General features: G+C 63.0%; 8 protein-coding genes. 3 read left to right on the top strand and 5 right to left on the bottom strand.

Annotation, left to right across the window (positions count from 1 at the left end; genetic code table 11):
- The first annotated feature begins 51 nt into the window (after positions 1-51).
- Positions 52-2,241 carry a patatin-like phospholipase family protein gene (locus ACLH0I_RS08585; protein ID WP_250961978.1) on the top strand — a complete coding sequence of 730 codons (2,190 nt, stop codon included), beginning with the start codon at positions 52-54 and terminating at the stop codon, positions 2,239-2,241.
- 566 nt (positions 2,242-2,807) lie between these two features.
- Here ACLH0I_RS08585 and ACLH0I_RS08580 read toward each other — a convergent pair.
- From ACLH0I_RS08580 to recQ, 3 genes are all read right to left on the bottom strand, one after another.
- Positions 2,808-4,781, bottom strand: a complete 1,974-nt coding sequence (locus tag ACLH0I_RS08580) for a FimV/HubP family polar landmark protein (protein ID WP_411386794.1) — start codon at positions 4,779-4,781, stop codon at positions 2,808-2,810.
- Between the two features lie 119 nt (positions 4,782-4,900).
- Complete coding sequence (locus ACLH0I_RS08575; protein WP_003199001.1) at positions 4,901-5,335, bottom strand: MarR family transcriptional regulator; 435 nt, start codon at positions 5,333-5,335, stop codon at positions 4,901-4,903.
- Between the two features lie 117 nt (positions 5,336-5,452).
- Positions 5,453-7,579, bottom strand: a complete 2,127-nt coding sequence (gene recQ / locus ACLH0I_RS08570) for a DNA helicase RecQ (RefSeq protein ID WP_411386793.1) — start codon at positions 7,577-7,579, stop codon at positions 5,453-5,455.
- Positions 7,580-8,000: 421 nt separating this feature from the next.
- Between recQ and ACLH0I_RS08565 the strand changes: the two genes are divergently transcribed.
- Positions 8,001-8,588, top strand: coding sequence for a YecA family protein (locus tag ACLH0I_RS08565; RefSeq protein ID WP_186704628.1), 588 nt, complete (start codon positions 8,001-8,003; stop codon positions 8,586-8,588).
- An 8-nt stretch (positions 8,589-8,596) separates the two neighbouring features.
- Positions 8,597-8,992 (top strand): YbaN family protein, encoded by a 396-nt coding sequence (locus ACLH0I_RS08560; protein WP_411386792.1) that lies wholly within the window; start codon positions 8,597-8,599, stop codon positions 8,990-8,992.
- A 59-nt stretch (positions 8,993-9,051) separates the two neighbouring features.
- On the opposite strand, the gene ACLH0I_RS08555 is transcribed toward ACLH0I_RS08560, so the two are convergent.
- Both ACLH0I_RS08555 and ACLH0I_RS08550 read right to left on the bottom strand, forming a co-directional pair.
- A complete protein-coding gene (locus tag ACLH0I_RS08555) occupies positions 9,052-9,231 on the bottom strand; it encodes a hypothetical protein (protein WP_411386791.1) in 180 nt (59 codons plus the stop codon).
- Positions 9,232-9,247: 16 nt separating this feature from the next.
- Positions 9,248-17,809 carry a retention module-containing protein gene (locus ACLH0I_RS08550; protein ID WP_411386790.1) on the bottom strand — a complete coding sequence of 2,854 codons (8,562 nt, stop codon included), beginning with the start codon at positions 17,807-17,809 and terminating at the stop codon, positions 9,248-9,250.
- Positions 17,810-17,863 lie beyond the last annotated feature (54 nt).

The raw sequence follows: 17,863 nt of genomic DNA, 5'->3' as shown, positions 1-17,863 counted from the left end.
CTAAGGCGTCGTTATAATACCCGCCTTTGATCGCCCGCCCCGAGATTGACGATGCGCCGCCTCCTGCCCCTCCTGCTTCTGCTGCTGTTGCCCCCTTTCGTCCAGGCTGTCGAAGCACCGCGGCCGAAAATCGGCCTGGTACTGTCCGGCGGCGCGGCGCGGGGACTGGCCCACATCGGTGTGCTCAAGGCCTTGGAAGAGCAAGGCATCAAGATCGATGCCATTGCCGGCACCAGCATGGGCGCGGTGATCGGCGGGTTGTACGCCTCGGGCTACAAGATCGACGAACTGGAAAAACTCGCCCTGGGCATCGACTGGCAACAGGCCTTGTCCGACGCGCCGCCGCGCAAGGACGTGCCGTTCCGGCGCAAACAGGATGACCGGGATTTTCTCGTGAAGCAGAAACTGAGCTTTCGTGACGACGGCAGCCTCGGCCTGCCCTTGGGGGTGATCCAGGGCCAGAACCTGGCCCTGCTGCTTGAAAGCCTGCTGGCCCATGCCAGCGATACGCGTGACTTCGACAAACTGCCGATCCCGTTTCGCGCCGTCGCCACTGACATCGCCACCGGCGAAAAGGTGGTGTTCGGCAAAGGCCACCTGCCCAAGGTCATTCGCGCCAGCATGTCGATCCCGGCGGTGTTCGCCCCGGTGGAACTGGACGGCCGGCTGCTGGTGGACGGTGGCATGGCCGATAACATCCCGTTGGATGTGGCCCGGGAAATGGGCGTGGACATGGCCATTGTGGTCGACATCGGCACGCCGCTGCGCACCCGCAAGCAACTGGTCACGGTGGTCGATGTGCTGAACCAATCGACCACCCTGATGACCCGGCGCAACTCTGAAGAGCAACTGGCGACCCTGAAAAAAGACGACGTACTGATCCAGCCGGCCCTGGCGAGCTTCGGCTCTACCGACTTCGGCCGTGCCCAGGAAATGATCGACGCCGGCTACCGCGCCACCCGCATACTCGACGCACGCCTGGCCCCTTTACGCCCGCCCGAGACACCCGACGCCGAACTCATGGCTGCGCGTACTCCCAGCGAGCGCACGCCGGTCATTACCGCCATTCGCGTGGAGAACGACTCGAAAGTCGGCGATGACGTGATCCGCTATTACATTCGCCAGCAGATTGGCGAGCCGCTGGACCTGGGTCGCCTGCAGACCGACATGGGTACGCTGTACGGTCTGGATTACTTCGAGCAGGTGCAATACCGCGTGGTTCACAAAGGCCAGGACCGTACGCTGGTAATCAGCGCCCGGGGCCGACGGACCGGCACCGATTATCTGCGGCTGGGGCTGAGCCTGTCGGACGACATGCGCGGCGACAGCGCTTTCAACCTGGGGGCCAGTTATCGGGTCAACGGCATCAATCGCCTGGGTGCCGAATGGCTGACCCGGGCGCAGATCGGCGACAAGCAGGAGTTGTACAGCGAGTTCTACCAGCCATTGGATGTCGGCTCGCGCTACTTCATCGCACCCTACGGGCAATTCGAATCGCGCAACGTGGAGTCCATCCTGGACAACGATCCGGTGGCCCAGTATCGCGTCGAGCGTTATGGCTTCGGGCTGAACGTGGGGCGCCAGATCGGCAACAGCGGTGAAATTCGCTTCGGTGTCGGCCAGGCCTGGGGCAAGGCCGATGTGCGCATCGGCGACCACGACCAGCCCAGCGAGAATTTCAACGAGGGTTTCTACGAGCTCAAGTATTCGTTCGACTCCCTGGACAGTGTGTATTTTCCCCATGAAGGGGAAGACATCGGCCTGAGCTGGCGCCAATACGAACCGGGGCTGGGCTCCGACCAACGTTACCGTCAATGGGAGTTCAAACTGGACAAGGCCCTGAGCAGCGGCCCGGACACCTTCATCCTGGGCGGGCGCTACGGCCGCACCCTGGACACCGCCGAGGTGGTGACGTCCAGCTTTGTGCTCGGTGGCGCGCGGCAATTGTCGGGCTTTCGCGAAGATGGAGTGTCCGGACAGAACATGAGCCTGATGCGTGCCGTGTATTACCGCCGCCTCACACCGCGGGCCTACCTGCCCTTGGACTTCCCGCTGTACATCGGTGGCTCGTTGGAGCGCGGCCGGGCCTGGAACAACGACAACGAATTCGACAGCGGCTACATCAATGCCGCGAGCATTTTCCTCGGTTTCGATACGCCGCTGGGGCCACTGAATTTCAGCTATGGGTTCAACGACGACGATGAACAGGCGGTTTACCTGAACCTGGGGCAGACGTTTTGAGGGGATAGATGCTTGCCTGGGTGGGATTGATCGCCTGACAGGCCGCTATCGCGAGCAAGCTCGCTCCCACACTGGATTCGGGATATACGTGAAATCCCTCTCCACCAAAGAGCCCTGTGGGAGCGAGCTTGCTCGCGATAGCGGTGGGTCTGTGCCGGTGATGTTGGCTGTGCTGCCGCCTTCGCGAGCAGGCTCGCTCCCACACTGGATTCGGGATATACGCGAAATCCGTTTCTACCCAAGATCGCTGTGGGAGCTTGCTCGCGATAGCGATGGGTCTGTGCCGGTGAGGTTGGCTGTGCTGCCGCCTTCGCGAGCAAGCTCGCTCCCACACTGGATTCGGGATATACGCGAAATCCCTGTCCACCCAAGAGCCCTGTGGGAGCGAGCCTGCTCGCGATAGCGGTGGGTCTGTGCCGGTGATGTTGGCTGTGCAGTCGCCTTCGCGAGCAAGCTCGCTCCCACACTGGATTCGGGATATACGTGAAATCCCTCTCCACCCAAGATCCCTGTGGGAGCGAGCTTGAACGCGAAGAGGCCGGTTGACTCGACATTCATTTACAACTTCAACGAATGCCCGCCAGCAGCACCCGGGCAGTCTCCTTGAGGGGTTCGTCGCCCTCTTCGAGCAACTCTTCAAGCAGGGTCACGGCGGTCTTCAGGTCGCCATCGTCGATGCAGTTCTGGGCCTGTTCCAGCTTGGCCGAATGTTCCGGGGGCTGGGGTTCGAGGGACAGGGTGTCCAGGGAAACAGGTTCGAGGGCCAGAAGCTCAAATTCCAGCGCCTGTTCTTCATCGGCAAAACCATCGAGGAAAGCATCGTCCAGCGACTCGGTTTCCAGGGGCGCTTCCCATTGCAGCTCCGGTTCGTCGAAACCTGAAAGCGACAACCCCTCGGTCGGGTCGTTAGCAAGGGGGGCTACCGGTTTGTTTTCGGTGGAGGTGTCCTGATCATCGGCAAGGTCCCAACTGGTTTCCATGGACAGCGCATCCAGGTCCAGCTCGAACTCATCACGCGGCGCCTGTTCAGGCTCAGGTTCAACTTCAGGAGCCGGTGCCTGGGGTTCTGTCGGAGCCACTATCGGTGCGGTGATCGCGGCAACCTTGGGATAACGCCCACGAATGTCCTCCAGCGTCCCGGCATCGACCCCCTGTCCCAGCAAATGATTTTCCTGGGCCTGGAAACCGATGACATCGCCCTGCCTGCCCAGGACCTCCAGCAGTTTCAGGCCCAGGTCGGTGCGTTCAGGCTCCGCCAGCAACGCCGCGCGCAACAGCCCCGCAGCCTCGGTGAAACGGCCGTAGGTCAGGTAGATCCCGACGCCCTCCAGCACATCACCCAGGGGCGCATCGCCGTTATTGAACGTTGTCGCCGCCTCGGGGGGCTCCGTGTCGGGGATTGAGTCGAAGTTTTCGTCGCCCGCCTCCAGCATCGGCTCCGGGCGCTCTGCCATTGGCTCCAGCTCGGCCTGCTGCTGGCGCCGTCGAATGAACAGTAACAGCGCCAACATCCCCAACAGGGCTACCAACCCGACCACCCATGTCCAATTGATGCCCTCTGGCTCTGCAACCGGTTCGGTAACGGGGGATACGTCCGGGGCCGGCTCCGACGCAGGCTCCGCCGGTTGCGGTTGCGCCGACGCAACGGGGGCTGGAGCCGTCTCGGCCAGCCGGGCCTGCAATTCGCTGATCTGCTGGCGCTGCCCGGCGAGTTCCGCATCCTGGGCCTGGAGCCGCGCTTGCAGTTCCTCGATGGTCTTTTGTTGCTGCTGGTTTTGCAGCACGCTGGCGGCCAACTGCTCATCGGACGCGGCAGAAGCCTGGCCAGCGGTGGTTGCAGCCGATGTCGGCAGCACGGCCGAATCGGGCAACAACAGGCGTTGACCGATGGAGAGCCGGTCGCTGCCGGGATTCAAGGCCTGGATCCCTTGCACCAGTTCATTGACCGACGCGTTACTGCCGGCGTCATGCAGGCGCTGGGCAATGATCCAGGGGTTGTCTCCCTGCACGACCGTATAGCGCTTGCCCTGTACTGCCGGGGGCGGCTTGATGGCCGGGGTGGCCTGGCTCGGCGCAGGCTGCGCAGCCGTGGAAGGTTCGTCACGTTCCGGCACGATACCCGGTGAGCCCGGAGGGTCGAGCAGCACGGTGTATTCGCGCAGCAGGCGCCCATTGGGCTGATTAAGCTGCACCAGGAAATTAAGGAAAGGTTCCTCCACCGGTTTGCTGGAGGTCACTCGAATGAAGCTGCGCTCCCCGCGCAAAAACGGCGTAAAACGCAGATTATTGAGAAAAAACACCCGTTCCACGCCCGCACGACTGAAATCGTCCGGGCTCGCCAGGCTGGCCGACAGATCACCTTCACTGATCCCGGCCACGTCGACCAGGGCGATATCGGCACGCAACGGCTGGTTCAGGGCGGAATGGAGCGTGATCTCGCCAAGCCCCAGCGCTGACGCCAAGGCCGGAAACCCAAGGGCACCCACGACGATCGACACGTTGACCCAACTGCGCAACGTGGACTGCAAACTTTCAAGCATGGGCATCCCTTTCGATTACCAGAACCAACCTCGGCATAAACGCCCTCATTAGGAACGCTTACTACTGGTTATAGTTCGCTAACCGGCGAATCTCAAAAGTCTGACGCCAGGGATATACCTCAGGATTTTTCCAGATTGGCCAGGATCGTGCCATGGACCCGCATGCAGACGCGCATGTCGGCCTCGTCGACACCTTCGAACAGTTCCCGGCGCAATTGCGTGGCAATGGTTTCGATCTGTTCGATCAAGGGCAGGGCCGGTGCGCAGAGCACGATTTTCTTGGCCCGGCGGTCTTCTGCCACGGCCTGGCGCTGCACCAGCCCCTGGGTTTCCAGGCTGTCGAGCAAGCGGGCCAGGGTCGGGCCTTCGACCGCGACGCTCTGGGCCAATTCGCGCTGGGTCGGCGCCTGTTCGAAACGGGCCAAGTGCAGCAGCACCAGCCAGCGCGCCTGGGACAGGCCCAACCCGGCCAGGCGACGGTCCAGTTCGGCACGCCAGCCTCGGGACATCTGCGCCAACTGCATGCCAAAACGGTGTTGATCGGTTAACGGCATAAAAAACTCATCAGATCTGAAATAGAGAAAAACTAATTATTAGTCAGCTAAGCATGAGCTTTGGATTCAAGCAAGGCTGGCCTTGTACTGAATCGTTAAAGGAGCGCAACTCACTGATCAGACTTCAAATTCCGACTGCAATGCAGCCCTGACGCAGTACAGCACACCTTCAGGCACCCGTCCGACAAACAACGCGGCGACTTCGGACACTGGCGGCAACTCGCCTTCGCCATCCAGGAAAGCGTCCTGTACTTCGCCCATCAGCTCCTCGGGCAGATCCAGGGCCTGCTCCAGGGATAACTGCTGTTTGCCAATCGCCTCGGCCAGCATCGTGTAGACGTTTTTTTCCGAACATTGCAATTGCCCGGCGATCTGCACCGGGGTCATGCCGGCCCGAGCCAGGGTGATGAGCTCGTGGCGCACATCGGCCACCGCTTTCGGCGCTTCGGCTTCACCGCCCAGCACCTGGAGGAAGGCCTCGCCATAACGCTCCAGCTTGCGCGCCCCCACACCGCTGACCCGGGCCATTTCCGCCAGGGAAGTGGGCTGGCTGCGGAGCATTTCCAGCAGCGTGGAGTCGGGGAAGATGACGTACGGCGGTACGCCGTGTTCCTCGGCCAGCTTGCGCCGCAAGGCGCGCAAGGCTTCCCATTGCTCGCGCTCTTCGCCACGGACCAATTGGCTGGCCTGGCTCTTGCTGCTCTTGACTGCCGTTGCCGGCTTGAGGTCGCGGCGCAGTTCGAGGGTGACCTCGCCCTTGAGCAAGGGCCGGCAGGTTTCGGACAAACGCAAGCCGCCGTAGCCTTCCAGGTCGATGTCCGCCAGGCCACGGGCCACCAGTTGCCGGAACAATGAACGCCACTCGCCCTCGGTACGGGCCTTGCCCACGCCGAACACCGTCAGGTGCTGGTGGCCGAAGTTGCGGACCTTCTCGTTGTCCTTGCCCAGCAACACGTCCACCAGGTGCCCGACGCCATAACGCTGGCCGGTGCGGAAAATCGCCGACAAGGCCTGGCGGGCCGGTTCGGTGGCGTCCCAGGTTTCCACGCCATCGACACAGTTGTCGCAGTGCCCGCACGGCTGGGGCATGTCTTCGTCGAAATAGGCCAGCAACGTCTGGCGACGGCAGCGGGTTTCCTCGCACAGCGAGAGCATGGCGTCGAGCTTGTGCTGCTCCAGGCGCTTGTGCCGCTCATCGCCCTCGGAGTTCTGCAGCATCTGCTTGAGCATCACCACGTCTTGCAGGCCGTAGGCCATCCAGGCATCGGCTGGCAAGCCGTCACGGCCGGCGCGCCCGGTTTCCTGGTAATACGCCTCGAGGGACTTGGGCAGGTCCAGGTGCGCGACAAAACGCACGTTGGGCTTGTCGATGCCCATGCCGAACGCCACGGTGGCCACCATGATCAGGCCCTCCTCGTTGAGGAAGCGCTTCTGGTGGTAGGCCCGCAGGTCGTTGGGCAGGCCGGCGTGATACGGCAACGCCGGGAACCCTTGTTCACACAGGAACGCCGCCACTTCGTCGACCTTCTTGCGCGACAGGCAATAGACAATGCCGGCATCGCTGCGGCGCTCGGCGAGGAACGCCAGCAACTGCTTGCGCGGCTGCTCCTTGGGCACGATGCGGTAGAAAATATTCGGACGGTCGAAACTCGACAGGAACCGCTCGGCATCCTGCAAATGCAGGCGCTCGACGATTTCCTCGCGGGTGCGCTTGTCGGCGGTGGCGGTCAGGGCGATGCGCGGCACGTCGGGGAACAGTTCCGCCAGTTGCCCCAACTGCAGGTATTCACGCCGGAAGTCATGACCCCACTGGGACACGCAGTGGGCTTCATCGATGGCGAACAGGGCGATTTCCAGGCTCTGCAGGAACGCCAGCATGCGTGGCTGCACCAGGCGTTCCGGGGCCAGGTACAACATCTTCACTTCGCCGCGCTTGATCCGCGTCGCCAGGTCTCGCTGTTGCTCGGCGCTGAGGGTCGAGTTCAGCGACGCGGCGGCGACACCCAGTTCCTCGAGGGTCGCGACCTGGTCGTCCATCAGCGCGATCAGCGGCGAAACCACCACCGCCAGGCCGTTGCGCAGCAGCGCCGGTACCTGGAAGCACAAGGATTTGCCGCCGCCGGTGGGCATGAGCACCAAGGCATCGCCACCGTTGGCCACGCGCTCAATAATGGCACCCTGGCGGCCACGGAAACTGTCGTAGCCGAAGATGTCCTTGAGGACGCGTTGAGCCTGTTCGAGCATAGAAACTCCAAAAATCACCGAAACATCCCTGCAAGGCTGGTTCAGAATCACAAACGCTGCACCGGCAAATCGTAAGTGCGCGTTTCGAACCGGCGGGACGCCGCAGGGCATCGCAAAACGCGGCAGTATACCCGAGGCCTTCGTTGCAAAGGGGGCTGCTGACAAGAGGTGCTAGCGGCGAGTGTTGGACAACACCCAAACCTGTGGCGAGGGAGCTTGCTCCCGCTGGGGCGCGCAGCGGCCCTGTTTTATGGGGCGGCTTCGCCACCCAGCGGAGCAAGCTCCCTCGCCACAGGGGGTATGCGCCTGGACATTGGGGCAACCCAGCCCCCAATGAGAAGGCAAATCCACCACGCGGCTGGCCTGGGCGCTCAAGAAGGCCTAGAATTCCCGCATTGTTTATTCCCCAAGGTAGCCCGTAATGTCCTTCGCTGAGCAACTGACCCGCCTGCAAGTCTTCCTCGACGCCGATGAGCTGCACGACGAAGCGCTGGACTACGTGGCCGCTCATGGCTACTTGACCGCCCTGTCCATCTGCGCAGAAACAGTGCCGGAGCGTGAGTGGATCGACGCCTTGTTCGCCGAAGAGCCGCACTACAGCGACGAAGCCCAGCGCGCCGAAATCGAAGCCACGCTGATTGGCCTCAAGGCCCACATCGCCCGCCAACTGGCTTCCGATGAAGAATTCGAGCTGCCGTGCGAGCTGGACCTGGGCGATGACCCGGACGATTCGGAGCTGCGCGGCTGGTGCATCGGCTTCATGGAAGGCGTGTTCCTGCGCGAAGCCGCCTGGTTCGAAACCGCCGAAGAGGAAGTCAGCGAAATGCTGTTGCCGATCATGGTCGGTTCCGGCCTGTTCGACGAGCAACCGGAGTTTTCCGACATCGCCGCCGACGCGAACCTGATGGACGACATGATCGTCCAGATCCCCGAAGCCCTCACCGCCTTGTACCTGCTGTGCAACGCCCCGGACGAGAAACCGGCGATCCTCAAGCCTCGCCACCACTGAGTGACCGGGTGCCCTCGCCCGTCGGCAACCGCCCGCTGATCCTGCGTTACGCTCTACTGGCCATCGGCTGGTTGAGCGTGGTGCTGGGGGTCATCGGCATCTTTATTCCCATCCTGCCCACTACTCCCTTCCTGCTGCTGGCCGCGGCCTGCTTCGCTCGCAGTTCACCGCGCTTCTACCAATGGCTGGTAGGGCATCCCCACCTGGGCCCGTGGATCCGCGACTACCTCAGCGGCAACGGCATCCCGCTCAAGGGCAAGGTCTATGCCATCGGGCTGATGTGGGCCAGCATCCTGTTGTCCTGCTACCTGGTGCCATTGCCATGGGCGCGGGGGTTCATGCTCACCAGTGCGGTGCTGGTGACGGTTTATATTCTCAGGCAAAAAACGCTGCGCAAGCCCTGAATATCTAACGTGGCGAGGGAGCTTGCTCCCGCTGGGTGGCGAAGCCGCCCCTCTCAGGATTATTCAATCTCCCAGGCATTGCGCGCCAGGCCTTTTGCGACTGCTGCGCAGCCGAGCGGCAGCAAGCTCCCTCGCCACAGGGGCCTGTGCGTCTTCAGGTAGCTGTGGGTCCCCCATTTGTCTTCACTGAAATAAACAAAACCCGCCACATCCAAACCGGACATGGCGGGTTTTGTCATTTCAGCTCAGCTCACCTCACACCGTATCCACCTTCAACGAGTGATCATTCAACATCCCATTGATGATGGTCGCCGTGTCCGCACCGCCGATGATTCCCCCCGCGCCCGGCGTGACGCCGTAGTGACTGGCCAGGTTGACGCCGGCCAGGTCGATGGTCTGGTTCGCCGTGGCGCCGGCAAGGGCGCTGATGTCGATGCTAGTGGTGACCGATGCACCGCTGCCGCTGACGGAGAAATGCAGGTAGTCATCCAGTGACGCCGCGCTGCCGTTCTCCCCTTGCAGCAGCTGGGACAGGTCGAGCTTGTCGACGCCGGGCGCGAAGTCGGTGATCACGTCGTGGCCGCTGTTGCCCGCCTGCCATTGGAAGGTGTCGGCGCCACTGCCGCCGGTCAGGGTGTTGTTGCCCTGGCCGCCGATCAGTAGGTCATCGCCGCCTGCGCCATTGAGCACATCATGGCCCAACCCGCCGTCGATGCGATTGCTGGCACCGTCGCCGGTGAGGGTGTCGTTGAAGTTCGAGCCCACCAGGTTTTCGATGCCTGCCAACGTATCGGTGCCGGCGCCCAAGGTGTTCTGTGCCGCGAGCAGGCCCAGGTTCACCGTGACCGCCGAGGTGGCGTGGGCGTAGCTGGCGGTGTCATGACCGCTGCCGCCATCGAGCAGGTCATTGCCCGCGCCACTGTAAAGCACGTCATCGCCCGCCCCCCCCTGCAAGGTGTTGTTGCCCGAACCGGCACTGAGGGTGTCATTGCCGCCCCCCGCATTGAGGACATCGTCGCCATTGCCGGCCAACAGCACATCGTCGCCACTGGTGCCCGTCAGGGTGTGGCCCGCCTGATAGCTGATGCCGACCGAGGCGCTGTCACTGCCGCCGTGGTTGTCGCTGGCCGTGTAGCTGCCGTGGAAATCCGCGGTCTTGTCCTGCGCCCCGGCATAATCGACAGTCAGAGTCAGTTGGTAGTTTTCCGCAGCGTTGGCGTTGCCGCCGCCGGGATTGGCGATGTTGGTGACGTGGATCTGATAGTTGCCATCCGCTGCCGCGGTGAAAGATGCGCCGTCGTTGATTGCGATGAACGGTCCGCCGTTGAGCGAATACTCCATCGCAATGCGACCGGCCGACAGGTTGTGGTCCAGGGTGAGGGTTTCGCCCTGCTTGAGGCTGATGTTGAGCCGGTCTTCGTCGTTGGCGTTGTTGTTGGAGACCATTCCCAGGGCACCGCTGACCACCAGCATCGCCGTCATGCTCGCGGTATTGGCAACGAAAGCACTGCGGTTGAGGTTGATCGACTGCACGTTGTTGCCGGTAAAGCTCGCCGTGCCGATGCTGCCGGTAAAGTCCGCGCCCTTGGCGAGCCAACCGGTATTGAAACTGGTGGGCGAAGCCGTGAGCGGATCGCCGTTGGCGTCGCTGTCGTTACCCAGCAGCAATTCACCCGGGATCACGATGTTGCCCGACAGCACGTTGGTGATGACGTTGTCATCGACAGCGATCGGCGGGCTGTTCGGAACGACTTTGATCACTAGGTTGGAGCTTGCCAGGTCACCGTCGTTATCGCTGACGGTGTAGCCGATATTCTCGGTGATCAAGGTATGGGTGACGGTCTGGGAGGTATAGCTGAACGCACCGGTATCCAGGTTGACCACCAGGGTGCCGTCGTGGTCGGTGGCGATGCTCAGTGTGTTGGTGGCGGTATTGAAGGAGCCGTGGTTGAGCCCGCCGCTAGCGGTCAATGCACCGTGACCACCGTTGGCCGCCGGGTCGTAGTTGTACGTGGTGCCATCGACCACCAGGCTTTTGACAAACCCGCCATCGGCGCCGAACGAGCCGCCCTCGGCCAGCAGGTTGCCGGTGACCGGTGCGCCTTGCACGGTGTCGGCGAGCACCGAGTTGAGCTGGTTCAGGTCAGTGACCACCACCGCGTTGGTGTTGGTGTGGGTGCTGCCGTCGTAGGCCAGCGGGTCGAGGTGGGCGTTGCTGACGCCACTGCCCAGGCCGATGGCGTAGTTCTTGATGCCGTTGGCGTCGAGGAAGGCTTTCCAGGCGGCTTCGTCCGTCGAGCCGATTGCGCCCAAGGTCGGCTTGCCGTCGGAGAAGAAATAGCCAACGTTCTGTGCGCCGGTCAGTTGGCCGGAAGTTGCGAACGCCGTCTGGGCCATGGCCACGGCCGCATCGTAATTGGTGTCACCGTGCGCCGTCAGCGCGGCGATCAGCGTCTTGGCCGTTGCCACGTCTACCCACACGGCGCTCTGGTCGGTGGCGCTGCCGCTGAAGGTCACGAGCTGGACTTTTACATCGCCCATGTCGTCGTATTTGTCGAGCAAGGCGCTGACCGCCTGCTTGGCCAGGTCCATCCGCGAGAGCCCCGACACGCCGGAGGGGTCTTTCATGCTGCCGGAGACGTCGAGCACGATCAGCAGGTTGGAATCGATCTCGGTCGCCGTGACCGAACGCTCGGACGCGACAGCCTTGGGCACGTCATCGACAATGCTGACCACCAGGCTGCCGGTGGTGCTGTTGCCCAGGGAGTCCGTGGCCTGGTAGGTGAAGCTTTCACTCAGGGCATTCGGACCATCGTTGGCGTGGGGCGTGGTCGTGGCTGGCGCCGTCAGGGTGTAGGTGTAGGAACCGTCGGGGTGAAGCTGCAACTGGCCATAGGCACCGGTGGCGTTGCCCACCAGGTTGAAGGTGACGGCGCCGGTGGCTCCGCTGATCGAACCGACCAAGCTGCCGCTGGCGGTTTCACCGGTGGCGCTCGGCTCGCTGCCGGTGACGGTGCCGGGGGCCAGGTCCTGGCCATCCTGATTCAGATCGAGGGCTTTCTCGTAGACGGTAATGTCGTGGTCGGTTTCGGCGACGAGGCAGCTGTTGTGTACATCAATGGTGATGGTCGTGGTGCTTTCATCGCCATCGGCATCGCGCACGGTGTAGGTGAAGACATCCGTCGCGCCCGCTGCACCAACCGCGTCGGGATTGCTGTGGTAGACGGCGTTGCCGTTGGCGTCCAGGGTCAGGTAGCCGTAGGTGCCATTGATCTGGGTGTTGAGGCCGCCGATGGCTGGATTCGAGGTGTCGTTGCCGGCGCGCACGCCGATGACTGCGCCGCCGTCGGCACCCAGTATGTCGTTGTCTAGCACGTTGCCATTGACCGTCCCACCCTCCACCACCGAGGCAGCGTCGCAGTGAGCCTTGGGTACGTCGTCGACAATGTCGATGACGATGGTGCTGGTGACCGTGTTGCCCAACGAGTCCGTGGCCTGATAGGTGAAGCTTTCGCTCAATACGTTCGGGCCATCGTTGGCGTGGGGCGTGGTCGTGGCCGGCGCCGTCAGGGTGTAGGTGTAGGAGCCGTCGGGCTGTAGCGACAATTGACCGTAGGCACCGGTGGCGTTGCCCACCAGGGCGAAGGTCACTGCACCCACGGCGCCGCTGACCGAACCGACAAGGCTGCCGCTAGCGGTCTCGCTGGTGGCGCTCGGAGCGCTGCCGGTGACGGTGCCGGGGGCCAGGTCTTGGCCGTCCTGGTTCAGGTCGAGGGCTTTTTCGTAGACGCTGATTTCTTGATCCGGTATGGCGACGAGGCAGCTTTCGTGGACATCGATGGTGATGGTGGTGGTGCTTTCATCGCCATCGGCGTCGCGCACGGTGTAGGTGAAGACATCGGTCGCGCCCGGGGCGCTGACGGTGTTCGGATTGCTGTGGTAGACAGCGTTGCCGTTGGCGTCCAGGGTCAGGTAGCCGTAGGTGCCGTTGATTTGGGTGTTGAGGCCGCCGACGGCCGGGTTCGAGGTGTCGTTGCCGGCGCGCACACCGACCACCACGCCACCGTCCGCGCCTAGCACGTCGTTGTCCAGCACATTGCCGTTGACCGTGCCGCCCTCCAGCACCGAGGCAACATCGGCATGAGCCTTGGGCACATCGTCGACAATGTCGATGACGATGGTGCTGGTGACCGTGTTGCCCAACGAGTCCGTGGCCTGATAGGTGAAGCTTTCGCTCAATACGTTCGGGCCATCGTTGGCGTGGGGCGTGGTCGTGGCCGGCGCCGTCAGGGTGTAGGTGTAGGAGCCGTCGGGCTGTAGCGACAATTGACCGTAGGCACCGGTGGCGTTGCCCACCAGGGCGAAGGTCACTGCACCCACGGCGCCGCTGACCGAACCGACAAGGCTGCCGCTAGCGGTCTCGCTGGTGGCGCTCGGAGCGCTGCCGGTGACGGTGCCGGGGGCCAGGTCTTGGCCGTCCTGGTTCAGGTCGAGGGCTTTTTCGTAGACGCTGATTTCTTGATCCGGTATGGCGACGAGGCAGCTTTCGTGGACATCGATGGTGATGGTGGTGGTGCTTTCATCGCCATCGGCGTCGCGCACGGTGTAGGTGAAGACATCGGTCGCGCCCGGGGCGCTGACGGTGTTCGGATTGCTGTGGTAGACGGCGTTACCGTTGGCGTCCAGGGTCAGGTAGCCGTAGCTGCCGTTGATCTGGGTGTTCAAGCCGCCGATGGCCGGGGTCGAGGTATCGTTGCCGGCGCGCACGCCGATCACGGCACCACTGGCAGCCGGCCCGTCGGCACCACCTTCGTCATTATTCAGGACATTGCCACTGACCGTCCCGCCCTCATCCACCGAGGCGGAATCAGCATGAGCGGTCGGCAGGTCGTCAACGATGTTTACGTCCAGGTTGCCGTTGGCCGTGGTGCCGTTGTCATCGGTGACGACGACCGCGAATTGCTCGCTAACGCTGTTGGCACCGTTGGCGTTTGGATGGGCTTCATTGTCCAGAAGCGTGTAGCTGTAACTCACTACACCGGTAGCCGCGTTGAAACCGGTGATGGTCAGGGTATTGCCCAGCGCAGTCGTGATCGACTGTGGGAAACCGGCCGCTACGCCGCCCGTCACCACATTGATCCCGCCCACGCTCAGGGTCTGCACACCGTCCAACGCCGTCACGGTGAAGGTGCCGCTTTGGGTCAGGGCCGATGCATCCGGGCTGCTGCCGTCGCTGAGATTTTTCTCCTGCAACGACAGCTCGCCGCCTTCGGTGTCGAGGCCGGTGATGGTCACCGGGTCGTCGTTGTTGTGCACTTGCAAGACCAGGTTCGCGGTACTGGTGTCGCCATCCGCATCGGTCAGGGTGTAGGTGAAGGTTTCGCTGCCATTGCCGCCGCCGTGCAACCCCTTGAAGTCGGCGTCGGCGGTGTTGAGGGTGTAGGTGTAGGAACCGTCGGCGTTGAGCACCAGGGTGCCGTAGGTACCGGTGAACGTGCCGGGAGTGATTGGGCCGGACGCCACAGGGTCCGCGCCCTGAGTGTCGTTGGTCAGCACGCTGCCGGTCAGGGTCAGGTTGGTTTCCGAGGCGGTACCGTTGCTGTCGTCCACGGCTTTGGGCAGGTCATCGACGATGTTCACATCGAGGTTGCCGTTGGCGGTGGTGCCGTTGTCATCGGTGGCCACAACCGCGAACTGCTCGCTAACGTTGTTGGCACCGTTGGCGTTTGGATGGGCTTCATTGTCCAGAAGGGTGTAGCTGTAACTCACTACACCGGTAGCCGCGTTGAAACCGGTGATGGTCAGGGTGTTGCCCAGCGCAGTCGTGATCGACTGTGGGAAACCGGCCGCTACGCCGCCCGTCACCACATTGATCCCGCCCACGCTCAGGGTCTGCACACCGTCCAACGCCGTCACGGTGAAGGTGCCGCTTTGGGTCAGGGCCGATGCATCCGGGCTGCTGCCGTCGCTGAGATTTTTCTCCTGCAACGACAGCTCGCCGCCTTCGGTGTCGAGGCCGGTGATGGTCACCGGGTCGTCGTTGTTGTGCACTTGCAAGACCAGGTTCGCGGTACTGGTGTCGCCATCCGCATCGGTCAGGGTGTAGGTGAAGGTTTCGCTGCCATTGCCGCCGCCGTGCAACCCCTTGAAGTCGGCGTCGGCGGTGTTGAGGGTGTAGGTGTAGGAACCGTCGGCGTTGAGCACCAGGGTGCCGTAGGTACCGGTGAACGTGCCGGGAGTGATTGGGCCGGACGCCACAGGGTCCGCGCCCTGAGTGTCGTTGGTCAGCACGCTGCCGGTCAGGGTCAGGTTGGTTTCCGAGGCGGTACCGTTGCTGTCGTCCACGGCTTTGGGCAGGTCATCGACGATGTTCACATCGAGGTTGCCGTTGGCGGTGGTGCCGTTGTCATCGGTGGCCACAACCGCGAACTGCTCGCTAACGTTGTTGGCGCCGTTGGCGTTTGGATGGGCTTCATTGTCCAGAAGGGTGTAGCTGTAACTCACTACACCGGTAGCCGCGTTGAAACCGGTGATGGTCAGGGTGTTGCCCAGCGCGGTGGTAATCGACTGTGGGAAACCAGCCGCTACACCGTTGGTGACGACGTTGATCCCGCCCACGCTCAGTGTCTGCACACCGTCCAACGCCGTCACGGTGAACGTGCCGCTTTGGGTCAGGGCCGATGCATCCGGGCTGCTGCCGTCGCTGAGGTTTTTCTCCTGCAACGACAGCTCGCCGCCTTCGGTGTCGAGGCCGGTGATGATCACCGGGTCGTCATTGTTGTGGACCTGCAAGACCAGGTTCGCGGTACTGGTGTCGCCGTCGGCGTCGGTCAGGGTGTAGGTGAAGGTTTCGCTGCCATTGCCGCCGCCGTGCAAACCCTTGAAGTCGGCGTCGGCGGTGTTGAGGGTGTAGGTGTAGGAACCGTCGGCGTTGAGCACCAGGGTGCCGTAGGTACCGGTGAACGTGCCGGGAGTGATTGGGCCGGACGCCACAGGGTCCGCGCCCTGAGTGTCGTTGGTCAGCACGCTGCCGGTCAGGGTCAGGTTGGTTTCCGAGGCGGTACCGTTGCTGTCGTCCACGGCTTTGGGCAGGTCATCGACGATGTTCACATCGAGGTTGCCGTTGGCGGTGGTGCCGTTGTCATCGGTGGCCACAACCGCGAACTGCTCGCTAACGTTGTTGGCACCGTTGGCGTTTGGATGGGCTTCATTGTCCAGAAGGGTGTAGCTGTAACTCACTACACCGGTAGCCGCGTTGAAACCGGTGATGGTCAGGGTGTTGCCCAGCGCAGTCGTGATCGACTGTGGGAAACCGGCCGCTACGCCGCCCGTCACCACATTGATCCCGCCCACGCTCAGGGTCTGCACACCGTCCAACGCCGTCACGGTGAAGGTGCCGCTTTGGGTCAGGGCCGATGCATCCGGGCTGCTGCCGTCGCTGAGATTTTTCTCCTGCAACGACAGCTCGCCGCCTTCGGTGTCGAGGCCGGTGATGGTCACCGGGTCGTCGTTGTTGTGCACTTGCAGTACCAGGTTCGCGGTACTGGTGTCGCCGTCGGCGTCGGTCAGGGTGTAGGTGAATGTCTCGGTGCCGCTGCCCCCGCCCTGCAACGCGACGAACTGCGGGTCGCTGGTGTTCAGGGTGTAGGTGTACGTGCCGTTGGGGTTGAGCACCAGGGTGCCGTAGGTGCCGGTGAACGTCCCGCCAATGATCGGTCCGCTGTCGGGGCCGGTGGGGATCCGGTCGGCACCCTGAAGGTCGTTGGGCAATACGTTGCCGGTGAGGCTGACCAGGGTTTCCGACGCCGTGTTGGCGTGGCTGTCGTCGATCGCCTGGGGCACGTCATCGGTGATGTTGACGTCCAGGGTGCCAGTGGCCGTGTCGCCGTCGGTGTCGACCGCCACCACTGGGAACTGCTCGGTAATGTTGTTGGCACCGCCGCCGGCAGGATGGGTTTCATTGTCCGTCAGTGTGTAGGTGTAGCTGACCACTCCCGTAGCCGGGTTATAACCGGTGATGGTCAACGTGTTGCCCAGCGCCGACGTGATGGTTTGGGGGAAGCCTGCGGGCACACCGCCGCTGATCACGTTGATGCCGCCGATGTTCAGGCTGTCCAGCCCGTCAGGCGCGGACACCGTGAACGTGCCATTTTGCACCAGCGCCCCCGGATTGCTGGCCGAACCATCGGCCAGATTGGCCTCGTTGGTGGTCAGTTCGCCGCCCTCGACAGTCACACCGTCGAGGGTCACGGGGTTGTCCGGGGTCTCAGGGACGACCGGTGGCACGGTCGCATCGTCGCCCGTGTTATCCGGGTCACCGGCCAGGCGCAGGTCTGGAAACTCAGGAATCCCGTTGAACCCGGCCGTCGGGAAACCGATCAACGGATCGACCTCCCCGCCTACCTCTTCCAGCAACACAAAACTGTGTCCACCCCCTACGCCACCCGGGTTGCCCCCTTCGGGTCCGGCAGCCGTGGCTTCGCCGGTCTGCGTCGGGTCGGCACCGGCAGCGATGGCTTGCTGCAGCTTTTGCACATCGGTCAGTTGCGCGTCACTCGGTGCCACCGTGTCGGGCGTGTCGACATGAGGCGCAGGGTGAGCAAGCAACTGCGAGGTCAGGGTCAGGTTGCTTTCGCGGCCCAGGGTCAACGCCTGGCCGTTTTGCAATTGAACAGCCACGGCCCCTTCGGCACCGGTGACCAGGTGTTCGCCGGCATAAAGGCGATCGCCTTCGACCAGCGGCCGCCGCAGGCCACCAGCCGTTTCCGCGAAAACTTGCCCGACCACTTTGCTGACGATACCGATGAGCGCTGCCATGTGCATTTCCTCCGTTGCCGACCGCAGTCGGCACCTGTTTGGGTGAAGAATCCG

Source organism: Pseudomonas sp. MPB03 (genome assembly GCF_046605385.1).
In the GTDB taxonomy this organism is placed as follows: Bacteria; Pseudomonadota; Gammaproteobacteria; order Pseudomonadales; family Pseudomonadaceae; genus Aquipseudomonas; species Aquipseudomonas zanjanensis.
The sequence above is the reverse complement of the archived record's forward strand: the minus strand, read 5'-3'. Positions and strand labels throughout refer to the sequence as shown.